This is a genomic window from Rhizobium gallicum bv. gallicum R602sp, assembly GCF_000816845.1.
GTDB lineage: Bacteria > Pseudomonadota > Alphaproteobacteria > Rhizobiales > Rhizobiaceae > Rhizobium > Rhizobium gallicum.
Window position 1 is genome coordinate 232,870 of the sequence record NZ_CP006880.1, and the last position, 15,252, is coordinate 248,121.

A 15,252-nucleotide genomic window follows, 5' to 3' on the forward strand; every position below is an offset into this window, starting at 1 on the left:
CCTGAGCCGTGAAGGTTGTGATGCGATATCAGCTGCCGTTTTCGTCATATGCCTCGGGGAAGAAATAGTCCTTCCAGGAGCCGGCCTCGTTCTTCAGCACACCCAGCTTGTGAAGTTCCGCTGCGTAAACGAAAGTGTTCTGCGGTACGATCGTGAAGTCATTCTCGGGATCGTTGATGATGTCGAGAACCAGTTGAGGCGAGAGCTTGGAACCCTGCTGACGGATAAAGGTTTCTGCAGCCTTCTGCTTGTTTGCGCTGATCCAATCTGCAGCTTCGCGCAGCGCGGCGTAGAAGGCGGCATAGGTTTTCGGATTTTCATCGTGGAACGCCGTGCTGGTGTAAACCACGTTGAACGTCGCGGGCCCGCCCAGAATGTCATAGGAACTGATGACCTTGTGCACGGCCTTGTTGCCCTGCAGCGCCTGATAATAGAAAGGCGCGGAGGAAAAGTGCGAATTCACCTCGGTGCCACCAGAAATCAGCGACGCGGTCGCGTCGGGGTGGGGAAGGCTAATGGAAATCTGGTCGAGCTTCTGGAAATTGTCAGCCCCGAAGAGCTTGGCAGCCTCGATCTGCAGCGTCCGCGACTGGAAGCCGACACCGGCGGCAGGCACAGCGATCCGGTCCTTGTCGCTGAAATCCTTTAGCGTGTGAACACTAGGATTTGTCGTCAGCAGGTAGTTCGGCAACGAGCCGAGAGCTGCCACAAGCTTGACGTCACCCTTGGTTCGATCCCACATCGTCAGCGCCGGCGGCACGCCTGCCGAGACGATGTCAAGATTGTTGGCCAGAAGCGCTTCGTTCATCGCGGTCGCGCCGGAAATACTCGCCCACTCGACCTCGATATCTACGCCAGCTTCCTTGCCATGTTTTTCGACGAGTTTTTGGTCCCGTACGACGTCCAGGATCAGGTAGGAAATGCCGAACTGCTGTGCGATCCTGATTTTGCCCTCGGCTGCGGCCTGTCCTGCGAGCAGCGTGGCGACAATGCCGAATGCCGCGCCAAGTGCGTTGCGGCGACCAAATTTGACACTCAATGTCCTAAGGCCAAGTGCCTTCATAAATACCCCTATTCGGCCAAATGATAAGTGAACGCGATGAAGCGCGTGCTTCTTCGCGAGGCTTTCTTGGAAAGCTGTTCTTCGCTAGTGACGGGACCAGCATGATGAGACAGGCTAAGTTTCACTATTAAATCTATCAACATGGTGGCGTTCCATTTTGGCCCGTGAAATGAGAGCAGAATGCTCCGCTCTGTCGAAATATCGAAAAATCTACTTGGCGCACGCTATCAGGACGTGCTTTCTCGAATTCGAGGACCTGTCTTCCATTGTTTCCACCATCGGAAATAACCATTGACGACAAAGTCAATGATGCCGTGAAAGTTGGGAACACCAACGCGCGGGGTTGGGATCTGCCATGACGTTGAACTCAATTCGGTGCACAGTTTTAACTGGGGGCAAGATCAATCCGGATGGCGATCATTTCGCCATTGATACCTTTGCTCGTGAGGCGATTCAATAAACGTTAAACGCATGTATGTACAATTAGCAGCTACAAGATCACAAATTTTTACGACCGGGATTTTGACGTGCTGGGTGCTAGTAATATCATCGTCTACATACCTCCATCACTGTTCAGTATCGTCGCGCTTGCCTTTCTCCTGCTGTGGTACCTAAATATTGGTCCCACGTTGCAGTGGAGCGCAGGTTTCGCTCAAACGGCAGTAGGATTTGTCCTTTCGACCTTCTCGATCGAACCCTCTTTTGACGCGTTCGCCTCCGGTCTAGTGTTCATCGGGGCCGCGTACTGCTACGGCAGCGCACTGCTGGCGCACTTCAAAGCGCCTGCACTACACGTCCAGCGTACGTTGTTCGTTTCGCTCTATACAATCGTGCTTTGCTATCTTGTATTCGTCAAAGGAAGCCTGGTTTCTCAACTGTTCCTCACCGATGCTGGATTTGCCTTCCTTCTTGGAATGGCCGTATGCTTCGTTTGGCGAAAGGCCAGCCGCCCCATTGATGTTGCGCTGGTCGTGACGACCGTCATCGTCGTCCTTGACTCCGTTGTTCGGACGACCTTCTTCACTTTCTTCACGACGTCGAGTGACGACTTCGGTGATTTCGCAAACTCGGCCTATAATCTCGCAGTTCACGTCTCGACGATTACGTTTGCATGCTCTTCCCGTTCACTGCTTTGGGCGCGATTGCATCCGCTGCAGTCGAGCAGCATCGTGACGCCGCTGAACGGGACGAACTGACTGGCCTTTTCAATCGTCGCGGCTTCAAGCTTGCCCTTGAGAGAGACTTCAAATCAAGCGGTCCGCGAGGCGCGGTGATCCTTTGCGACATTGATCATTTTAAGCAGGTCAATGACACATTCGGCCACGCTATCGGGGACAATGTCATCCAAGATCTTGCGGCCGATATTCAGCGCGCAATTGGGCCGAGCGGCTACGCGGCGCGCTTTGGTGGCGAAGAGTTCATTGCGTTTCTAACAAACGTTTCACTTCAGGATGCAGCCTCTGTCGCGCAACTTATTCGAGTAGCTTTCGCCGAGAGAGAACGGCAGGAGGTGAACGGCCGAAAGATCACGGTTAGTTGTGGCCTTTCTGCGGTAGGCGAGAGGGAGAGGACCCTAGATGATGCTACAGACAGAGCGGACCGAGCCCTCTACAGCGCGAAGGCCGCGGGCCGAAATCAAGTTGTGACGTTTGACACCCGGTTTTTGGAGGCCTTATCGGAGGAGAACGCAGTTCCGGGAGGGGACGCTATATCGCGGTCCGTCGCGTAAAATCGATACGGTCCCTTGCCGACAGCACTGCGCGATCCACGGCGACCCGCCTCAATCGCACATGCAGGTCAGCAGCCCAGCAGCCGAATCCGATCCAGGGGACATGGTGCTTGGCAGGCCTTTCACCACGATGAGGCTCGTATAGTACTCGGTTCGACCGCGGGTTGTTGAGTCAGCCGGAGGGAGCCGAGCAAGCCTGCCACCATGCTAAGTCCGGGCGACGCGCAATAAGAGCGGTAGAGGACGCTGAGATCGTCACCCTCCCGCCGCAGCCGGGTTCACCCCATCCAATACCTCGGCCCCGGCCCCTTGCGTCCTGCCACATCAGCAGGGTTCGCCAGGCTACAGCGGTCGATCGACAGGCAGCCGCAACCGATGCACTCGGTAAGCCCGGACCGCAGGCGCTGCAACTCAGCTATCCGCGCATCGACACGCTTTGCCCATTCGCCCGACAACCGTGACCAATCCCGACGCGACGGGACGTGATCAGCTGGCAGCTTCGCGAGCTCGGCGCCGATCTCCTCAAGCGTAAGCCCAATGCGCTGCGCAAAGGCGATGAAGGCGATCCGACGCAACACGGACCGGTGATAGCGCCTATGCCCCGACCCGGCCCGCTCGGACGCGATCAGCCCGCGCTCCTCGTAGAAACGTAGGGCCGACGAGGCGACGCCACTTCGCCGCGAGACGTCGGTGATGGTCAGCATCGGATCCATGCGTGAAGGAGAGCACGATTCTCACTTGACTTCAAGTTAACTTGAACTTGTAGCAAGTACTCCTACGGATTGAAGGAGCACCGACGATGCAGATGAATATCGATCTTCAGGGACTTCGTGTGGTCGTCACGGGCGGCACGTCGGGCCTCGGACTGGCGCTTGTGCGGAAGCTCATCGAAAAGGGCGCCTGCGTCGCCTTTGTCGCCCGCACCGCTTCGAATGTCGAACGCATTGCAGCTGAGACGGGCGCGCATGGCATTGTCGCCGATCTAGGCAAGAAGGAGCACATCTACCCGATCGCGATGCAGGTGACGGCCAGCCTTAGCGGGGTCGACATCCTGATCAACAATGCGTCGAGCCTTGGTCCTGTCCCTCTGGCGCTACTTGCTGATACCGAGTGCGAGCAGCTGGAAGCGGCGCTTGCGGTCAACCTCCTCGGCGCGTTCCGGCTGACGAAGGCCCTGTTCGGTGCGCTTGCCGCGTCCGCACGCGAGGGCCGCGGCGCGCTGGTAACCAACATCTCCAGTGACGCTGCTGTCAACGCGTATCCCGGTTGGGGCGCGTATGGTGCGAGCAAGGCCGCTCTTGCCCATCTGACGGCGATTTGGGACGAGGAGGCGAAAGTCGATGGGATAAGGTTCCTTGCACTCGACCCTGGCGATATGGACACCCCGCTGCACGCGCTGGCGCTTCCGGACGCCGATCCGTCGACCTTGAAGGCTCCCGAGCTGGCTGCTGCCGAGATCATCGAAAAGATGATCGGCGCTTTGCCGGTTCGGGCTAACCTGCTCGCCGGAGAACAGGCATGACTGCCGACGACCGTTCCGATCAGCGCTCTGCCAGGCTGTTCGTCGTCGAGGCGGACGGAATAATGCGCGACCTGCCGCGTACCAGGCTCGCCACGCTATTCGATGCCGGGGATCTAGTTGTCGCCAATGACGCCGCGACCTTGCCTGCCAGCTTGCATGGTACACATGTCCCAAGCGGGAAGTTGATTGAGATCCGCCTCGCCGGCTGGCGATTACTTCACGATCCTCGCCGCTTCGTGGCGCTTGCCTTCGGCTCGGGTGATCACCGCACGCGCACGGAAGACCGGCTGCCTCCGCCTTCGCTGTCAACAGGCGACCACCTCCGGCTCGGCCCGCTTGAAGCCGTCGTCGAGCGCGTTCTCTACCATCCTCTACTCTTCGAGCTGTGCTTCCAAGGTAGCCGGGCAGCAGTGCTTGCAGGTCTAGCGCAGCACGGTCGGCCGATCCAATACGCGCATGTTCCCGAGCCGTTGGCGCTGTGGGATGTTTGGACGAAGATTGCCGCCCTTCCGTTCGCGTTCGAGGCGCCGTCGGCAGGCTTCGCGCTCGACTGGCGCACGCTGCAAACCTGGCGTCAGCGCGATGTCGGATTCGCAACACTCACGCATGCCGCTGGCGTTTCTTCCACCGGCGATCCTGCTCTCGACTCGCGGCTTCCCTTAGACGAGCCGTACCGCATCCCTGAGCGCACCGCGGCGCATGTCGCGCAGGTGAAGCTCCGTGGCAGCCGCATCATTGCGATCGGCACAAGCGTCGTGCGCGCGCTAGAGGCAGCCGCCGATCCCGATGGCAGCGTGCGCGTCGGAAACGGCATTGCGACAGGACGCATCGCGAGGGGAACGCCGCTTCGCGTCGTCGATGCGATTATCACGGGTGTCCACCAGCCCGGCGAAAGCCACTTCGAGCTCCTGCGCGCGTTTGCAGACGATGGCTTGCTCGCCAAGGTCTCCGCAGCCCTTACCGCGTGCGGCTACCGCGCCCATGAATTCGGCGATTCTGTACTGCTGAATTGCTAGCCGCTGCTTTCATAGATCCGATCGGCGGAGTTCGTCCAAACCGTCACCGAACTTCAACGGGATGACCTCGACCGCTGCTACGTGAACGCAGTTTCGAATGGCGTAATTTAGCGGGGCTCGTCAGCGCACCCTGGCGTCAGCTGGCTGACATCGGGTGAACCGGCCCGAAAATGCGACTGGCCCTCGAAGGCTCGCAATCCGAGATGCAGCGCCGTTGAGCCGTCGATCCTGTCGTTGAAAACACATCGCCCTTGATCTGGTAGAGACGAATGCTGCTTTTGATCGCCTCATCGGTAAAGGTTGCCTGAATCGTGTAAAGGTTCAACTGGCTTTCGGCGCGCAGGTAGTAGTCGTATTCCGCGAGGTTGGTGCTGTCTTTCCCCCAAGCCTGACTGTAATCCGCCTTGCGAATGGCTCCGAATTCACCGGTCATCGCCCCCACGATCTTGCCGGTCAACTCATCCTGGAGCGCCCACGGGTCGGTACCGGCTCGTCGAACCGGTCTGCCCAGACATGGTCCCCGGTCCTGGCGTTGATGAGTTGCGCAACAATGCGCACCCTATCGCCTTCCTTGCGCACACGACCCTCGACGACATAGCCAACTCCCAACTCCTTGCCGATCTGGCGGATGTCGCCTTCCTTGCCCTCATATGCAAACGACGAGGTTCGCGAGACCACTGCAATGTCAGAAAAACGCGAGAGGATGGCGATGACGTCGTTCGCCACTCCTTCTCCCAAATAACCTAGGCTCTTGTCGGCACTCAGATCCTTGAAGGGAAGAACGGCGACAGACGGGATCGTGCTGGAGACTGGAGGAGAGGACACTGCCCGCGGATAGTACAGCGACATCCAGATGGCCAGTACGGCCGCGATGCCTGCCGGGACGCCAAGTGCCCACCACAGTCGGCTCATCCCACGCTTTCGCAGAATGCGTCGGCGGAACGGAGCGTCGATGCGCACGTGGTAGACGTCGATAGGCTCTTCGATATTCTTGACCTCCTGCCGCCCAGCGGAGTCAAAACGAAAAGCGAGCTTTTTCTCGACCTCCTTTGCCACCTTGCCTGAAATACAGATTCCGCCCGGAAGCGCGAGTTGCTCCAGCCTTGCCGCAACGTTCACGCCATCGCCATAGCGGGTCGTCGCCATCCACGATCACTTCGCCAATGTTGATGCCGATACGGACGTTGAACCTTTCCTCCTCAGCTACAGAAGCGTTGCGCTCTGCCATTCCGCGCTGGAGAGACACGGCGCATTCGACAGCGTCGACCACGCTGCCGAACTCCGCAAGGAGGCCGTCACCCATGAGCTTGAAGACCCGCCCATGATGGCTCTTAATCTCGGGTTCAAAAAGCTCAGTGCGTCGCGCTCGAAGACGGTCAAAGGTGCCCGCTTCGTCCCGCTCCATAAGTGCGGAGTATCCGACTACGTCGGCGGCCAGGATTGCAGATAACCTGCGCTCCATGACTTGGCTCCAACATGAATTGTGCGGCAAACACTATACATGAGTTTGCCGCATGTTTCACGCGCGAGAAATAAGGGTGGCTTCCTTCGGCATGTTCTTTGGAAGCCGATTCCCGCCTCCTCAGTTCATCGACAATTTCCATAGCGGTGGTTTCATCCAGGCGTTTGAGTGGCAGAGTTTCAGCAATAACAGAAATTGGCAACGCTTGAGCATTCGTAAACGTCCCCTATTGTCATACCGTGGGGTCTTTTCGAAGCAGAGCGATGGGCCCTCGGCAGAGAGGGCCAAGCAGACATGAAGCACGTCCTCATCGCTCTCGCTGTCGTTCATAACTGGTATTCCGGCCACCATGATCCGGTCACCGGCTACGAATGCTGCGACAACAAGGACTGCCGGACCATCAGCCCGCGCTATGTCGAGCCGCTGCCGGGCGGCAACTTCAACATCCGCACCGGGCCCAAGACAAGATACTTCATCCCCAAGAACCGGGTTTTGGAGAGCGAAGACAGCCAGTATCACATCTGCACGTCCGCCCCGCATATGACGATCCGCTGCTTCTTCGCGCCACGCGGGCTCACTTGAGAGGTGGGCTGAACCTCCGGCCGGACATTGCCGTACATCACGCGACTGCCAGTTCGATAGGCAAGCGTACGAGTTTGTCACTCGACAGCGGCCGCTGCAGCGCACGTGCCTCTTCCCATGGAGCCGTCAGCCAGGTTTCGATATCGTCAACGTTCAAGAGACTGACCGGCATGGCCTTCTCGTGTTCCGGCGCCACGATGCCATTCGGCTCGGTCGTCAGGAAGCCATAGAGATCAGCCCTGACCAAGCCTTCCTTGATCTTGCGGACGCTCTGCCATTGCTGCACCCAAAATCCAGCTACGTCCTTGCCTTTCTTTCGTAGAGCGTCCGCTCGCTCGGTAGCTGTCTAAACAGCGCCTGTGACGAGCTCGGAAGGCCCCATCGCACGTTTGCCAGCTCACGGCCGGCAGGTGTGTTGCGGACGATCGGCGCCATTCTTTCGGGCCGTATCTCTTCGATCGGCTGCAGATTGCCGGTGCTGTCGATGATCGCGCGTGTGATCGCGCGGATTGCCGCCTGGTTGCTCAGCATCCGGTAGAGATTGCACACATTTCCTTCCCTCGGCCCCAATTAGCCACGTTTCGCCCGTCATGGTGCGGTGATCGACATCTGAGGAGCGATCGACAGGATCGCGTTATCCTCACCCGGTTCGTTCCCGAGATGCCAGAAAAATGAAAGAATGATGAACGCCACAACGAATAATATCGACATGATCGATAGCCAGGTCGGCCGAAGAGTGAAGCCACCAACGCTAGTAGGTTGAATGTGTGCCATGTCTGCCGCTTTGCCCGTCGCTTTGGGGAATCGCCGCTCTTTGTAACGTTAGGTCAGTGGGCACGGACAAAAAAGCTATCCCTTTTGGTTAACTCTTGGTCCCTTTAGTACGTCTTTTGAGTGGCCCTGCTGATTGCAGAGATCGAGTATCGCGAGTCGACGCTCGAGGGCAAATGGGTCATTCCTCGACTGACGCGTCCCGGACCAACTGCGAGACCGTCGGTCGGGTCCCCTTCAGAACGCGTTGATGGTTGACCGCACGATTTCCTCCCTTCACCTTCGCTCTTGGAATGGCAGCGGGAGATCTGATCGCCGAAACGGTCAGCTTCGACTACCTGACGACGGCAATCCTCTCCCTGGGCGGTATCGCGCTCATAGCCGCAGCCTACTACTTCCTGAGGATCGGCCCCATCCTGGCGTTCTGGCTCGCCTATATCTTCACCCGGCCGCTCGGGGCGTCGTTCGGCGACCTGATCTCGCAGCCTTCCGAATATGGCAGTCTGAGTTTCGGCACGATCTACACCAGCGTGATCGTTCTCGCCGCCATCATCCTGATCGTCATATATTGAGGATGTCATAGGCTCCGGCCGAGAGGGGCGAAGGAGCTCATAGACCGCGCCAATAAATGCATCTGTGAATACCGGCGGGCGATTGCCGGTATTCACAGCCGGCTCTTCGGAAATCTTCTCATCAGTTCCGATATTAAATCCCGTTCAGGCAATTGTCAGGCAAGAGGCAGACAAAGATGCATGGCGTTGTTCCATGTCGTCGAAGCCGGTTGAAAAACAGGAACTATAAACATGACCTATCAAGCCGTACCGTTCGGCCGCGCCAGCGCCAGCGGGACCTCCTTCCTCATGGCCTCGACCTGGCTGTTGCTGCTTTCGATTTTTCATGCGTTCCCGGCGATGGATATTGCCATCTCGTCGTTCTTCTTCAGCGGAGCGCTCTGCGGGGGAGGTGTGGGATGCGGCAGCTTTGCCTTCGGCCGCTATGAATCCATCAAATTGCTGCGCTGGGCTCTGTATGGTTTACCGTACATCGCGGCCGTCGCGATCGTGATCGGCGTCATCGCGGGAAGCCTGTCCAAATCGATTGCAGCGAAAATGCCGGTGCGGCGCCTGTGGCTCTCGCTCGCCACTTTGGGCCTCAGCACGGGATTGATCGTCAACCTGCTGCTGAAGAGCCATTCGGGGCGTCCCCGCCCGATTCAGACCAACTTTTTCGGCGGTCACATGGACTTTATGGCGGCCGGATCGTTTTTCGGTCAGTGTACGAGCAACTGCTCCTTCGTGTCTGGTGAAGCGTCGGGAGCCGGCTGGTTGCTTTGCCTGATCATCCTTCTGCCGCCGAAGGCACGGCTCTGGTTCGGTCCGCCCGTTGCCATTGCTTCAGTCGCGACCGCAGTCCTGCGCGTGGTGGTCGGCGCCCACTATATCTCCGATGCCGTCCTCGGCTTTTTGATGCCGATCGTCGTCTTCTCCGGCCTGATCGCACTCGAACAGCGCTTTCTGACTTCCGCCAGATGACCGGCGAAACTCATCGGCGTTTCCGTGTCGACGAAGTGGCGGGCGCTGCAGAGCCTCGCGAAAGGCCTGGTGACGACGTGGAATTAGAGCATTTGCATGCGGGCTTAACTCGTCTCTCAAATCAGCCCGGTTGTCGGTTGCCCGCAGGGGAAGTTCGGCGCCGCCTAGCTCGGTTCGCTCCATAAGCAACAGTCGACGGGGCCGTTTAGAGAAGTCTATTGTATTTAGTCATTTGACCATTCGGGTGACTGGTGCCGCTCGTTCGACTCCTTTCAAGGCGACGGAATTCTTTTCGTGGCAGCCCCGCTGATGGTCAGGGGCTGGCGTTAGCGATTGCGTTTAGGTCTTCGGTTTCCGTCCGGCCATCATCGGTTCGCTGGTGTCGCTGGCTTCGGCAGGCCTTGGCATCGGCTTTGCGCCGGAGTGGACCGGAGGCCTGCCGAACCGGGCTTCGAGCTGAAGCCGGTCAGAGGCATCGATTTCCGGGTTGGGCTCGGCGTTGCCCCTGACGTGCTGGAGCCGGATTACGTCCTGCAGTATATGTCCGGCCGTTCGGCAAACCTCGTTCAGAATGCCGCTGGAGTGACTTGTACGAACAGCGTGCACGCGGCGCGGCTGCGCGATAAGCGTCTCGCGTCCAAGCTTTTGCCCCTGTGGTCCACACCGTTTGTCCGCTTGAGCTGCGAAATCGAGGGGCATGCGCTTGGCGGCGGAATGCTGAAGCTTGAGCCTCGAGAGGCGGGCAATATCGTCTTCCCAGCACAATCCCTTCTCGAAAAGGGCTCCAATGAGTTGCTGGAGGAGGCGATCGTGACAATGCAAAAATGGAGGCATTATGCCGGCTGAGACGGACGGCAACCTATGCCAATGGACGACTCAAGCCGAGGCGTTGAAAGCTTTGGGGAATTTCTCGGCAAAACCCAAAGTGCAAGTCACATCAAGCCTCTTCACTGGTATGTGTCTTGCCGCCTTGTCATCGAAGGCGGCTTCGATCCTGATGACATTACGCCTCGCCCGCCGTTTCGGGTCGTGCGACGGTCCGGTCGTGCCCCAATCTTGCATTATGATCCCTCTCTCGCCGGCGGCGGAGAACGCACCGTTCTCGGCGGCCTGAAAACAAAGAACGTAGACGTGGTCGTGACGCGTGACGGCATCGGTCCTGTGATGGCAATCTCCTGCAAAGGAGTCACCGGGGCGTTCCGTAATCTGACCAACCGGATGGAAGAAACCATCGGCGAATGCACGAACCTTCACATCACCTATCCAGCCCTTGTCCTTGGTTATCTGGTTCTGCTCCGTGGCAACCGGCAAAGCGAAGAGGCTTTGGAAGAAGCTGCGGAAATTGTTGCTGCGTCGAACGATCCTCAACCAGCCGGCAAGGTACTGGCTGCCAACGATATCGCGATTGCGATAGGCGGAGAGCCGGTCGCAGGCATCGTCCGCTTTCACAACGCGTTGCGAGAATTGGTCGGGCGCCGAGGCATTCGGGATGATGTCAGTCGCTACGAGGCAATAGGGTTCGGGCTCGTAGAGATGGATGGTCCTTCAAAAACGGGCTGTTCGAAGCTTTTCCGGATAAAGAGAGCCCGCTATTGCTAGCCGGTTTTTTCAAAACCCTTTATCTGCGATACGACGAGCGTTTCGTCACCAGTGCTCCTGACCTTGGTCGAGTGACCAGGCGTTTTGAATGGGATTCTGCTTCACCGGCATTCGCCGATGTTCAGCTTTCGGAATACGATGCAAGGGTCTCCGGCTAAAACAAGCCGGGCCGAGGGTGCTACTATTGCTCTCGCCTAAGATGAACGTCTACTTAAGAAACCGCATGACAGCTCCGTTCCTCGACTGCCTTGAGAACGTATTATCTTGCCAGCCAATCGGCGAACAGTTTGGCCAGTCTCCGCTGGCTTCCCGTCTTCGGATAGGCGAGGTAATGACCGATGTAGCGATTGTCCCGGCTCACGCCGGTCAAAGCCCGTACGAGCCTCCCGGACTCCAGATCGGGCTGCGCCAGAACATTCGATTCAAGCGCAATGCCCAGCCCGTTCGCAGCCGCGTCCAGTGCCATGAAGCTTCGATCGAAACTCATTGTCGGCACGGGAGGACTCCCGAGATCGTTTATTTCAAACCAGTCGATCCATTGAATTCGCTTCAAGTCGCTGCGGATAAGCGGATACTTCAGAATATCCCGGGGAGACGTCATGGAAGAGGCGATGGCCGGAGAGCAGAGCGGCGAAACGATTTCTTCCGCCAACGGGATGACGATCAGATCCTCACGGTTCTGCGGCTCGCCATAGATTATATCCACGTCGAAAAGACCGTCCGTGAAGCGTGCATAAGTGGTGCTGGACGCGACCCGCACCTCCACCTCAGGATTTTCCTTCAGGAACGCAGGCAGACGCGGCGAGAGAACCTTTGCCGCGTAGCTGGGGGCGCAGTGAACGCGCAGCAAGTGGGCTTTGTTCGATGAAATCATCTCAACACCCCGTCGCAGTTCCTCGAACGCGTTGGATGCGTGGTTGAGAAGCGTTTGACCCGCGAGCGTCAAGGTAACGTTCCGCGTGTTTCGCTCGAACAGGGCTGTCCCCAGATCACGCTCCAGCTTGGAGATCGCGTGACTTATCGCACTTGGGGAGAGGTTGAGCTCTTCCGCTGCGGCCCGGAAAGAGCCGAGACGGGCAGCCGATTCGAATATCCGCATCGCAGAGAGCGAGGTGAGGTGCAGCATCGGATTAGTGAAACAGATTCATCTACCGGTGTAAACTTCGCGTTTGTCGCCTTGGCGGTCTTCGGTCACAAATTCGCCCAGGGATGTCTCGTCCCTTTACCGAAATTGCCAGATGCCGGGAGAGCATCGGGAGGAGATTTAATGCTACTGCAGGGAAAAACCGCGGTCATATCGGGCGCGGCGAGCAAGCGCGGAATTGGCCGCTCCACGGCCGAACTATTCGCTCAGCACGGTGCCAGGGTGGCGATCCTGGATATCGATGCGCAGGCTGCCGACGAGGCTGCCGCCGAGTTGCCGACCTCCGGCCAGGTTCGCCACATCGGGCTTGGCTGCGACGTGTCCGACCGGGCTTCCTGCCAGGCTGCCGCAGACGCCGTCGTCGCCGCGTTCGGCTCCGTAGGTGTTCTGATTAACAATGCTGGCATCACCCAGCCCGTGAGGACGCTCGAAATCACCGAGTCCGACTGGCATCGCATCGTCGATGTCAACATGACCGGCGTTCTCTTTCTCAGCCAGGCCTTCATTCCGAACATGCGCGAAAACGGCGGCGGGTCGATCGCCTGCATGTCGTCCGTGTCGGCGCAGCGCGGCGGCGGGATTTTCGGCGGACCGCATTACTCGGCGGCGAAGGCGGGTGTGCTCGGGCTCGCCAAGGCCATGGCGCGCGAGTTCGGTCCGGCCGGCATCCGGGTCAATTCCGTGACGCCGGGCCTGATCCAGACCGACATCACCGCGGGCAAGCTCGGCGACGATGCGCGCGCAGAGATCATCAGGGGGATTCCCCTCAGCCGTCTCGGCGAGGCGCGTGATGTGGCGAATATCTATCTGTTCCTTGCATCCGATCTCTCCGCCTATGTCACCGGCGCCGTCATCGACGTCAATGGCGGCATGCTGATCCACTGACCGGTTTCAGCCCGGCAAAACTAGGGGAGATCTCTCGTCAATGGCTCAGATCGGTCACAATGTCAGTCTTTCCGAGCGCGCCCGGCGCATACGCCGCCACGCGCTGCGGATGGGCGAGGTGCAGGGCCAGGGCTATATCGCCCAGGCGCTCGGAATTGCCGACGTCCTTGCGGTTTCTTATTTCCATGCGACCCATTACCGATCGGAGGACCCGGAATGGGAAGGGCGCGACCGCTTCCTTCTGTCGATCGGGCATTATGCAATCGCGCTCTACGCCGCCTTGATCGAGGCCAAGATCATTCCCGAGGATGAACTTGAGACCTATGGGGCCGACGACAGCCGGCTGCCGATGTCCGGCATGGCAGCATACACGCCGGGCATGGAGATAACCGGCGGATCGCTCGGTCACGGGCTCGGCATCGCGGTTGGAATGTCGCTCGCGCTGAAGCGCAAGAAATCCACCTCGTTCGTCTACAACCTTTTCTCCGACGGAGAACTGGACGAGGGATCGACCTGGGAGGCCGCAATGTCGGCCGGCTCCTCCAAGCTGGACAATCTGATCGGTATCGTCGACGTCAACCAGATGCAGGCGGACGGCCCCTCCATGGCCGTCTTGAACTTCGAGCCGCTGGGCGCGAAATTCGAAGCTTTCGGCTGGTTTGTCCAACGCGTCGACGGAAACGACATCGACGCGCTGGTCGCCGCCTTCGATGCGGCGCGCCACCACAAGGGCGAACAGCCGCGCATCATCATATGCGACACCAAGATGGCCAAGGGCGTGCCTTTCCTGGAGGCGCGTGAGCGCAACCATTTCCTGCGGGTCGAGCCGCATGAATGGGCCGAAGCGATCAGGATCGTCGATGCGGGAGTGGTGACATGAGGCGCTCGAAATATGTCCGGCCGGAACATCTGACCCATGGTGGCGACCGCCCGCGCCTCACGACATCGGCTATGATTGCGTCGATCGCGGGAGCGGACCAGCCGACGAAGCCCGCACCGTTCGGCCATGCGCTCGCGGACCTCGCTTCGCGGGACGATAGGATCGTCGGTCTTTCCGCAGATCTCGCGAAATACACCGATCTGCATGTTTTCAGGGCGGCGCATCCGGACCGTTTCTACCAGATGGGCATGGCCGAGCAGCTTCTGATGATGTCGGCCGCCGGCATGGCGCGGGAGGGTTTCCAGCCGTGGGTAACGACTTATGCCGTGTTCGCTTCGCGGCGGGCCTATGACTTCGTCTGCCTGGCGATTGCGGAAGAGAGGCTGGACGTGAAGATCGTCTGCGCGCTTCCCGGGCTGACGACGGGATACGGCCCGAGCCATCAGGCGACCGAGGACATAGCCATGTTCCGCGGGATGCCGAACCTGACGATCGTCGATCCTTGTGACGCAAGCGAGATTGAACAAGCGGTGCCGGTTTTGTCGGCACACAGGGGGCCGGTCTATATGCGTCTCCTGCGGGGCAACGTTCCGCTCGTCCTGGACGAGTACGGCTACAGATTCGAACTCGGCAAGGCCAAGCTCATCCGTGATGGCAGGGATACCCTGATCATATCATCCGGCCTCATGACGATGCGCGCCCTGGAAGCTGCCAAACACCTTGAGAAGGACGGCGTGGACGCCGGCGTGCTGCATGTGGCGACCATCAAGCCGCTCGACGAGGAGACCATCCTAGCCGAATGCAGCAAGCAGAACCGGCTGGTCGTGGTTGCGGAAAATCACACGCTGATCGGTGGGCTGGGCGAGGCGGTTGCAGCGACCCTCATGCGCTCCGACGTCCGGCCGACTGCTTTCCGTCAAATTGCGCTTCCCGACGAATTCCTCGAGGCCGGAGCCCTGCCGACCTTGCACGAGCGATATGGGCTCTCGACGTCGAGGGTGGAGGCGGCCGTCAAATCTTGGCTGAATGAATAAGCCCTACGTTCCCGTCAGGGAGAGACGGGCAAA

General features: G+C 58.9%; 17 protein-coding genes and 1 pseudogene. 11 read left to right on the forward strand and 7 right to left on the reverse strand.

Features of this window, described 5'->3' with window-relative positions; genetic code table 11:
• Positions 1 to 28: 28 nt before the first annotated feature.
• A complete protein-coding gene (locus tag RGR602_RS24425; protein WP_052451745.1) occupies positions 29 to 1,063 on the reverse strand; it encodes an ABC transporter substrate-binding protein in 1,035 nt (344 codons plus the stop codon).
• 527 nt (positions 1,064 to 1,590) lie between these two features.
• On the opposite strand from RGR602_RS24425, the gene RGR602_RS37600 reads away from it, so the two are divergent.
• Positions 1,591 to 2,259, forward strand: a complete 669-nt coding sequence (locus tag RGR602_RS37600; protein ID WP_133939976.1) for a hypothetical protein — start codon at positions 1,591 to 1,593, stop codon at positions 2,257 to 2,259.
• Positions 2,175 to 2,792, forward strand: coding sequence for a GGDEF domain-containing protein (locus RGR602_RS39895; protein ID WP_082046675.1), 618 nt, complete (start codon positions 2,175 to 2,177; stop codon positions 2,790 to 2,792). Before RGR602_RS37600 ends, RGR602_RS39895 begins: the two co-directional genes overlap by 85 nt.
• 278 nt (positions 2,793 to 3,070) lie before the next feature.
• Here the strand turns inward: RGR602_RS39895 and soxR are convergent, their stop codons facing one another.
• Positions 3,071 to 3,505, reverse strand: a complete 435-nt coding sequence (gene soxR / locus RGR602_RS24440) for a redox-sensitive transcriptional activator SoxR (RefSeq protein ID WP_040114650.1) — start codon at positions 3,503 to 3,505, stop codon at positions 3,071 to 3,073.
• An 86-nt stretch (positions 3,506 to 3,591) separates the two neighbouring features.
• On the opposite strand from soxR, the gene RGR602_RS24445 reads away from it, so the two are divergent.
• Both RGR602_RS24445 and RGR602_RS24450 read left to right on the forward strand, forming a co-directional pair.
• On the forward strand, positions 3,592 to 4,314 hold the full coding sequence (locus RGR602_RS24445) for an SDR family NAD(P)-dependent oxidoreductase (RefSeq protein ID WP_040114651.1): 723 nt from the start codon (positions 3,592 to 3,594) through the stop codon (positions 4,312 to 4,314).
• The gene (locus RGR602_RS24450) at positions 4,311 to 5,330 is read left to right on the forward strand and encodes an S-adenosylmethionine:tRNA ribosyltransferase-isomerase (RefSeq protein WP_040114652.1); all 1,020 of its coding nucleotides are present in this window, start codon (positions 4,311 to 4,313) and stop codon (positions 5,328 to 5,330) included. The genes RGR602_RS24445 and RGR602_RS24450 overlap by 4 nt, the downstream gene beginning before the upstream one ends.
• Before the next feature lie 310 nt (positions 5,331 to 5,640).
• On the opposite strand, the pseudogene RGR602_RS24455 reads toward RGR602_RS24450, so the two are convergent.
• Positions 5,641 to 6,792: pseudogene (locus RGR602_RS24455) on the reverse strand (adenylate/guanylate cyclase domain-containing protein); the annotation flags it as partial.
• Positions 6,793 to 7,086: 294 nt separating this feature from the next.
• On the opposite strand from RGR602_RS24455, the gene RGR602_RS24465 reads away from it, so the two are divergent.
• Positions 7,087 to 7,374 carry a hypothetical protein gene (locus tag RGR602_RS24465; RefSeq protein WP_040114654.1) on the forward strand — a complete coding sequence of 96 codons (288 nt, stop codon included), beginning with the start codon at positions 7,087 to 7,089 and terminating at the stop codon, positions 7,372 to 7,374.
• A 37-nt stretch (positions 7,375 to 7,411) separates the two neighbouring features.
• Here RGR602_RS24465 and RGR602_RS39505 read toward each other — a convergent pair whose 3' ends face one another.
• Both RGR602_RS39505 and RGR602_RS39510 read right to left on the reverse strand, forming a co-directional pair.
• The gene (locus RGR602_RS39505; protein WP_318299938.1) at positions 7,412 to 7,660 is read right to left on the reverse strand and encodes an SOS response-associated peptidase family protein; all 249 of its coding nucleotides are present in this window, start codon (positions 7,658 to 7,660) and stop codon (positions 7,412 to 7,414) included.
• An 11-nt stretch (positions 7,661 to 7,671) separates the two neighbouring features.
• Positions 7,672 to 7,923 (reverse strand): SOS response-associated peptidase family protein, encoded by a 252-nt coding sequence (locus tag RGR602_RS39510; protein WP_318299939.1) that lies wholly within the window; start codon positions 7,921 to 7,923, stop codon positions 7,672 to 7,674.
• A 476-nt stretch (positions 7,924 to 8,399) separates the two neighbouring features.
• Between RGR602_RS39510 and RGR602_RS24480 the strand changes: the two genes are divergently transcribed.
• The 3 genes from RGR602_RS24480 (at position 8,400) to RGR602_RS40050 (ending at position 10,523) form a co-directional block, all read left to right on the forward strand.
• Positions 8,400 to 8,717 carry a COG4705 family protein gene (locus RGR602_RS24480; RefSeq protein ID WP_323808294.1) on the forward strand — a complete coding sequence of 106 codons (318 nt, stop codon included), beginning with the start codon at positions 8,400 to 8,402 and terminating at the stop codon, positions 8,715 to 8,717.
• Positions 8,718 to 8,948: 231 nt separating this feature from the next.
• The gene (locus RGR602_RS24485; RefSeq protein WP_040114656.1) at positions 8,949 to 9,677 is read left to right on the forward strand and encodes a phosphatase PAP2 family protein; all 729 of its coding nucleotides are present in this window, start codon (positions 8,949 to 8,951) and stop codon (positions 9,675 to 9,677) included.
• 423 nt (positions 9,678 to 10,100) lie between these two features.
• Positions 10,101 to 10,523, forward strand: a complete 423-nt coding sequence (locus tag RGR602_RS40050; RefSeq protein ID WP_040114657.1) for a hypothetical protein — start codon at positions 10,101 to 10,103, stop codon at positions 10,521 to 10,523.
• A 30-nt stretch (positions 10,524 to 10,553) separates the two neighbouring features.
• On the opposite strand, the gene RGR602_RS37610 is transcribed toward RGR602_RS40050, so the two are convergent.
• Both RGR602_RS37610 and RGR602_RS24500 read right to left on the reverse strand, forming a co-directional pair.
• Positions 10,554 to 11,126 (reverse strand): hypothetical protein, encoded by a 573-nt coding sequence (locus tag RGR602_RS37610; RefSeq protein WP_166677450.1) that lies wholly within the window; start codon positions 11,124 to 11,126, stop codon positions 10,554 to 10,556.
• 409 nt (positions 11,127 to 11,535) lie between these two features.
• Complete coding sequence (locus RGR602_RS24500; RefSeq protein ID WP_040114658.1) at positions 11,536 to 12,402, reverse strand: LysR substrate-binding domain-containing protein; 867 nt, start codon at positions 12,400 to 12,402, stop codon at positions 11,536 to 11,538.
• A 141-nt stretch (positions 12,403 to 12,543) separates the two neighbouring features.
• On the opposite strand from RGR602_RS24500, the gene RGR602_RS24505 reads away from it, so the two are divergent.
• Genes RGR602_RS24505 through RGR602_RS24515 form a run of 3 tightly spaced genes read left to right on the forward strand, consistent with a single transcriptional unit; the run spans position 12,544 to position 15,219 of the window.
• Positions 12,544 to 13,305 carry an SDR family NAD(P)-dependent oxidoreductase gene (locus RGR602_RS24505; RefSeq protein WP_040114659.1) on the forward strand — a complete coding sequence of 254 codons (762 nt, stop codon included), beginning with the start codon at positions 12,544 to 12,546 and terminating at the stop codon, positions 13,303 to 13,305.
• Between the two features lie 40 nt (positions 13,306 to 13,345).
• Positions 13,346 to 14,185 carry a transketolase gene (locus RGR602_RS24510; RefSeq protein ID WP_040114660.1) on the forward strand — a complete coding sequence of 280 codons (840 nt, stop codon included), beginning with the start codon at positions 13,346 to 13,348 and terminating at the stop codon, positions 14,183 to 14,185.
• A complete protein-coding gene (locus RGR602_RS24515) occupies positions 14,182 to 15,219 on the forward strand; it encodes a transketolase family protein (RefSeq protein ID WP_040114661.1) in 1,038 nt (345 codons plus the stop codon). The genes RGR602_RS24510 and RGR602_RS24515 overlap by 4 nt, the downstream gene beginning before the upstream one ends.
• Positions 15,220 to 15,252 lie beyond the last annotated feature (33 nt).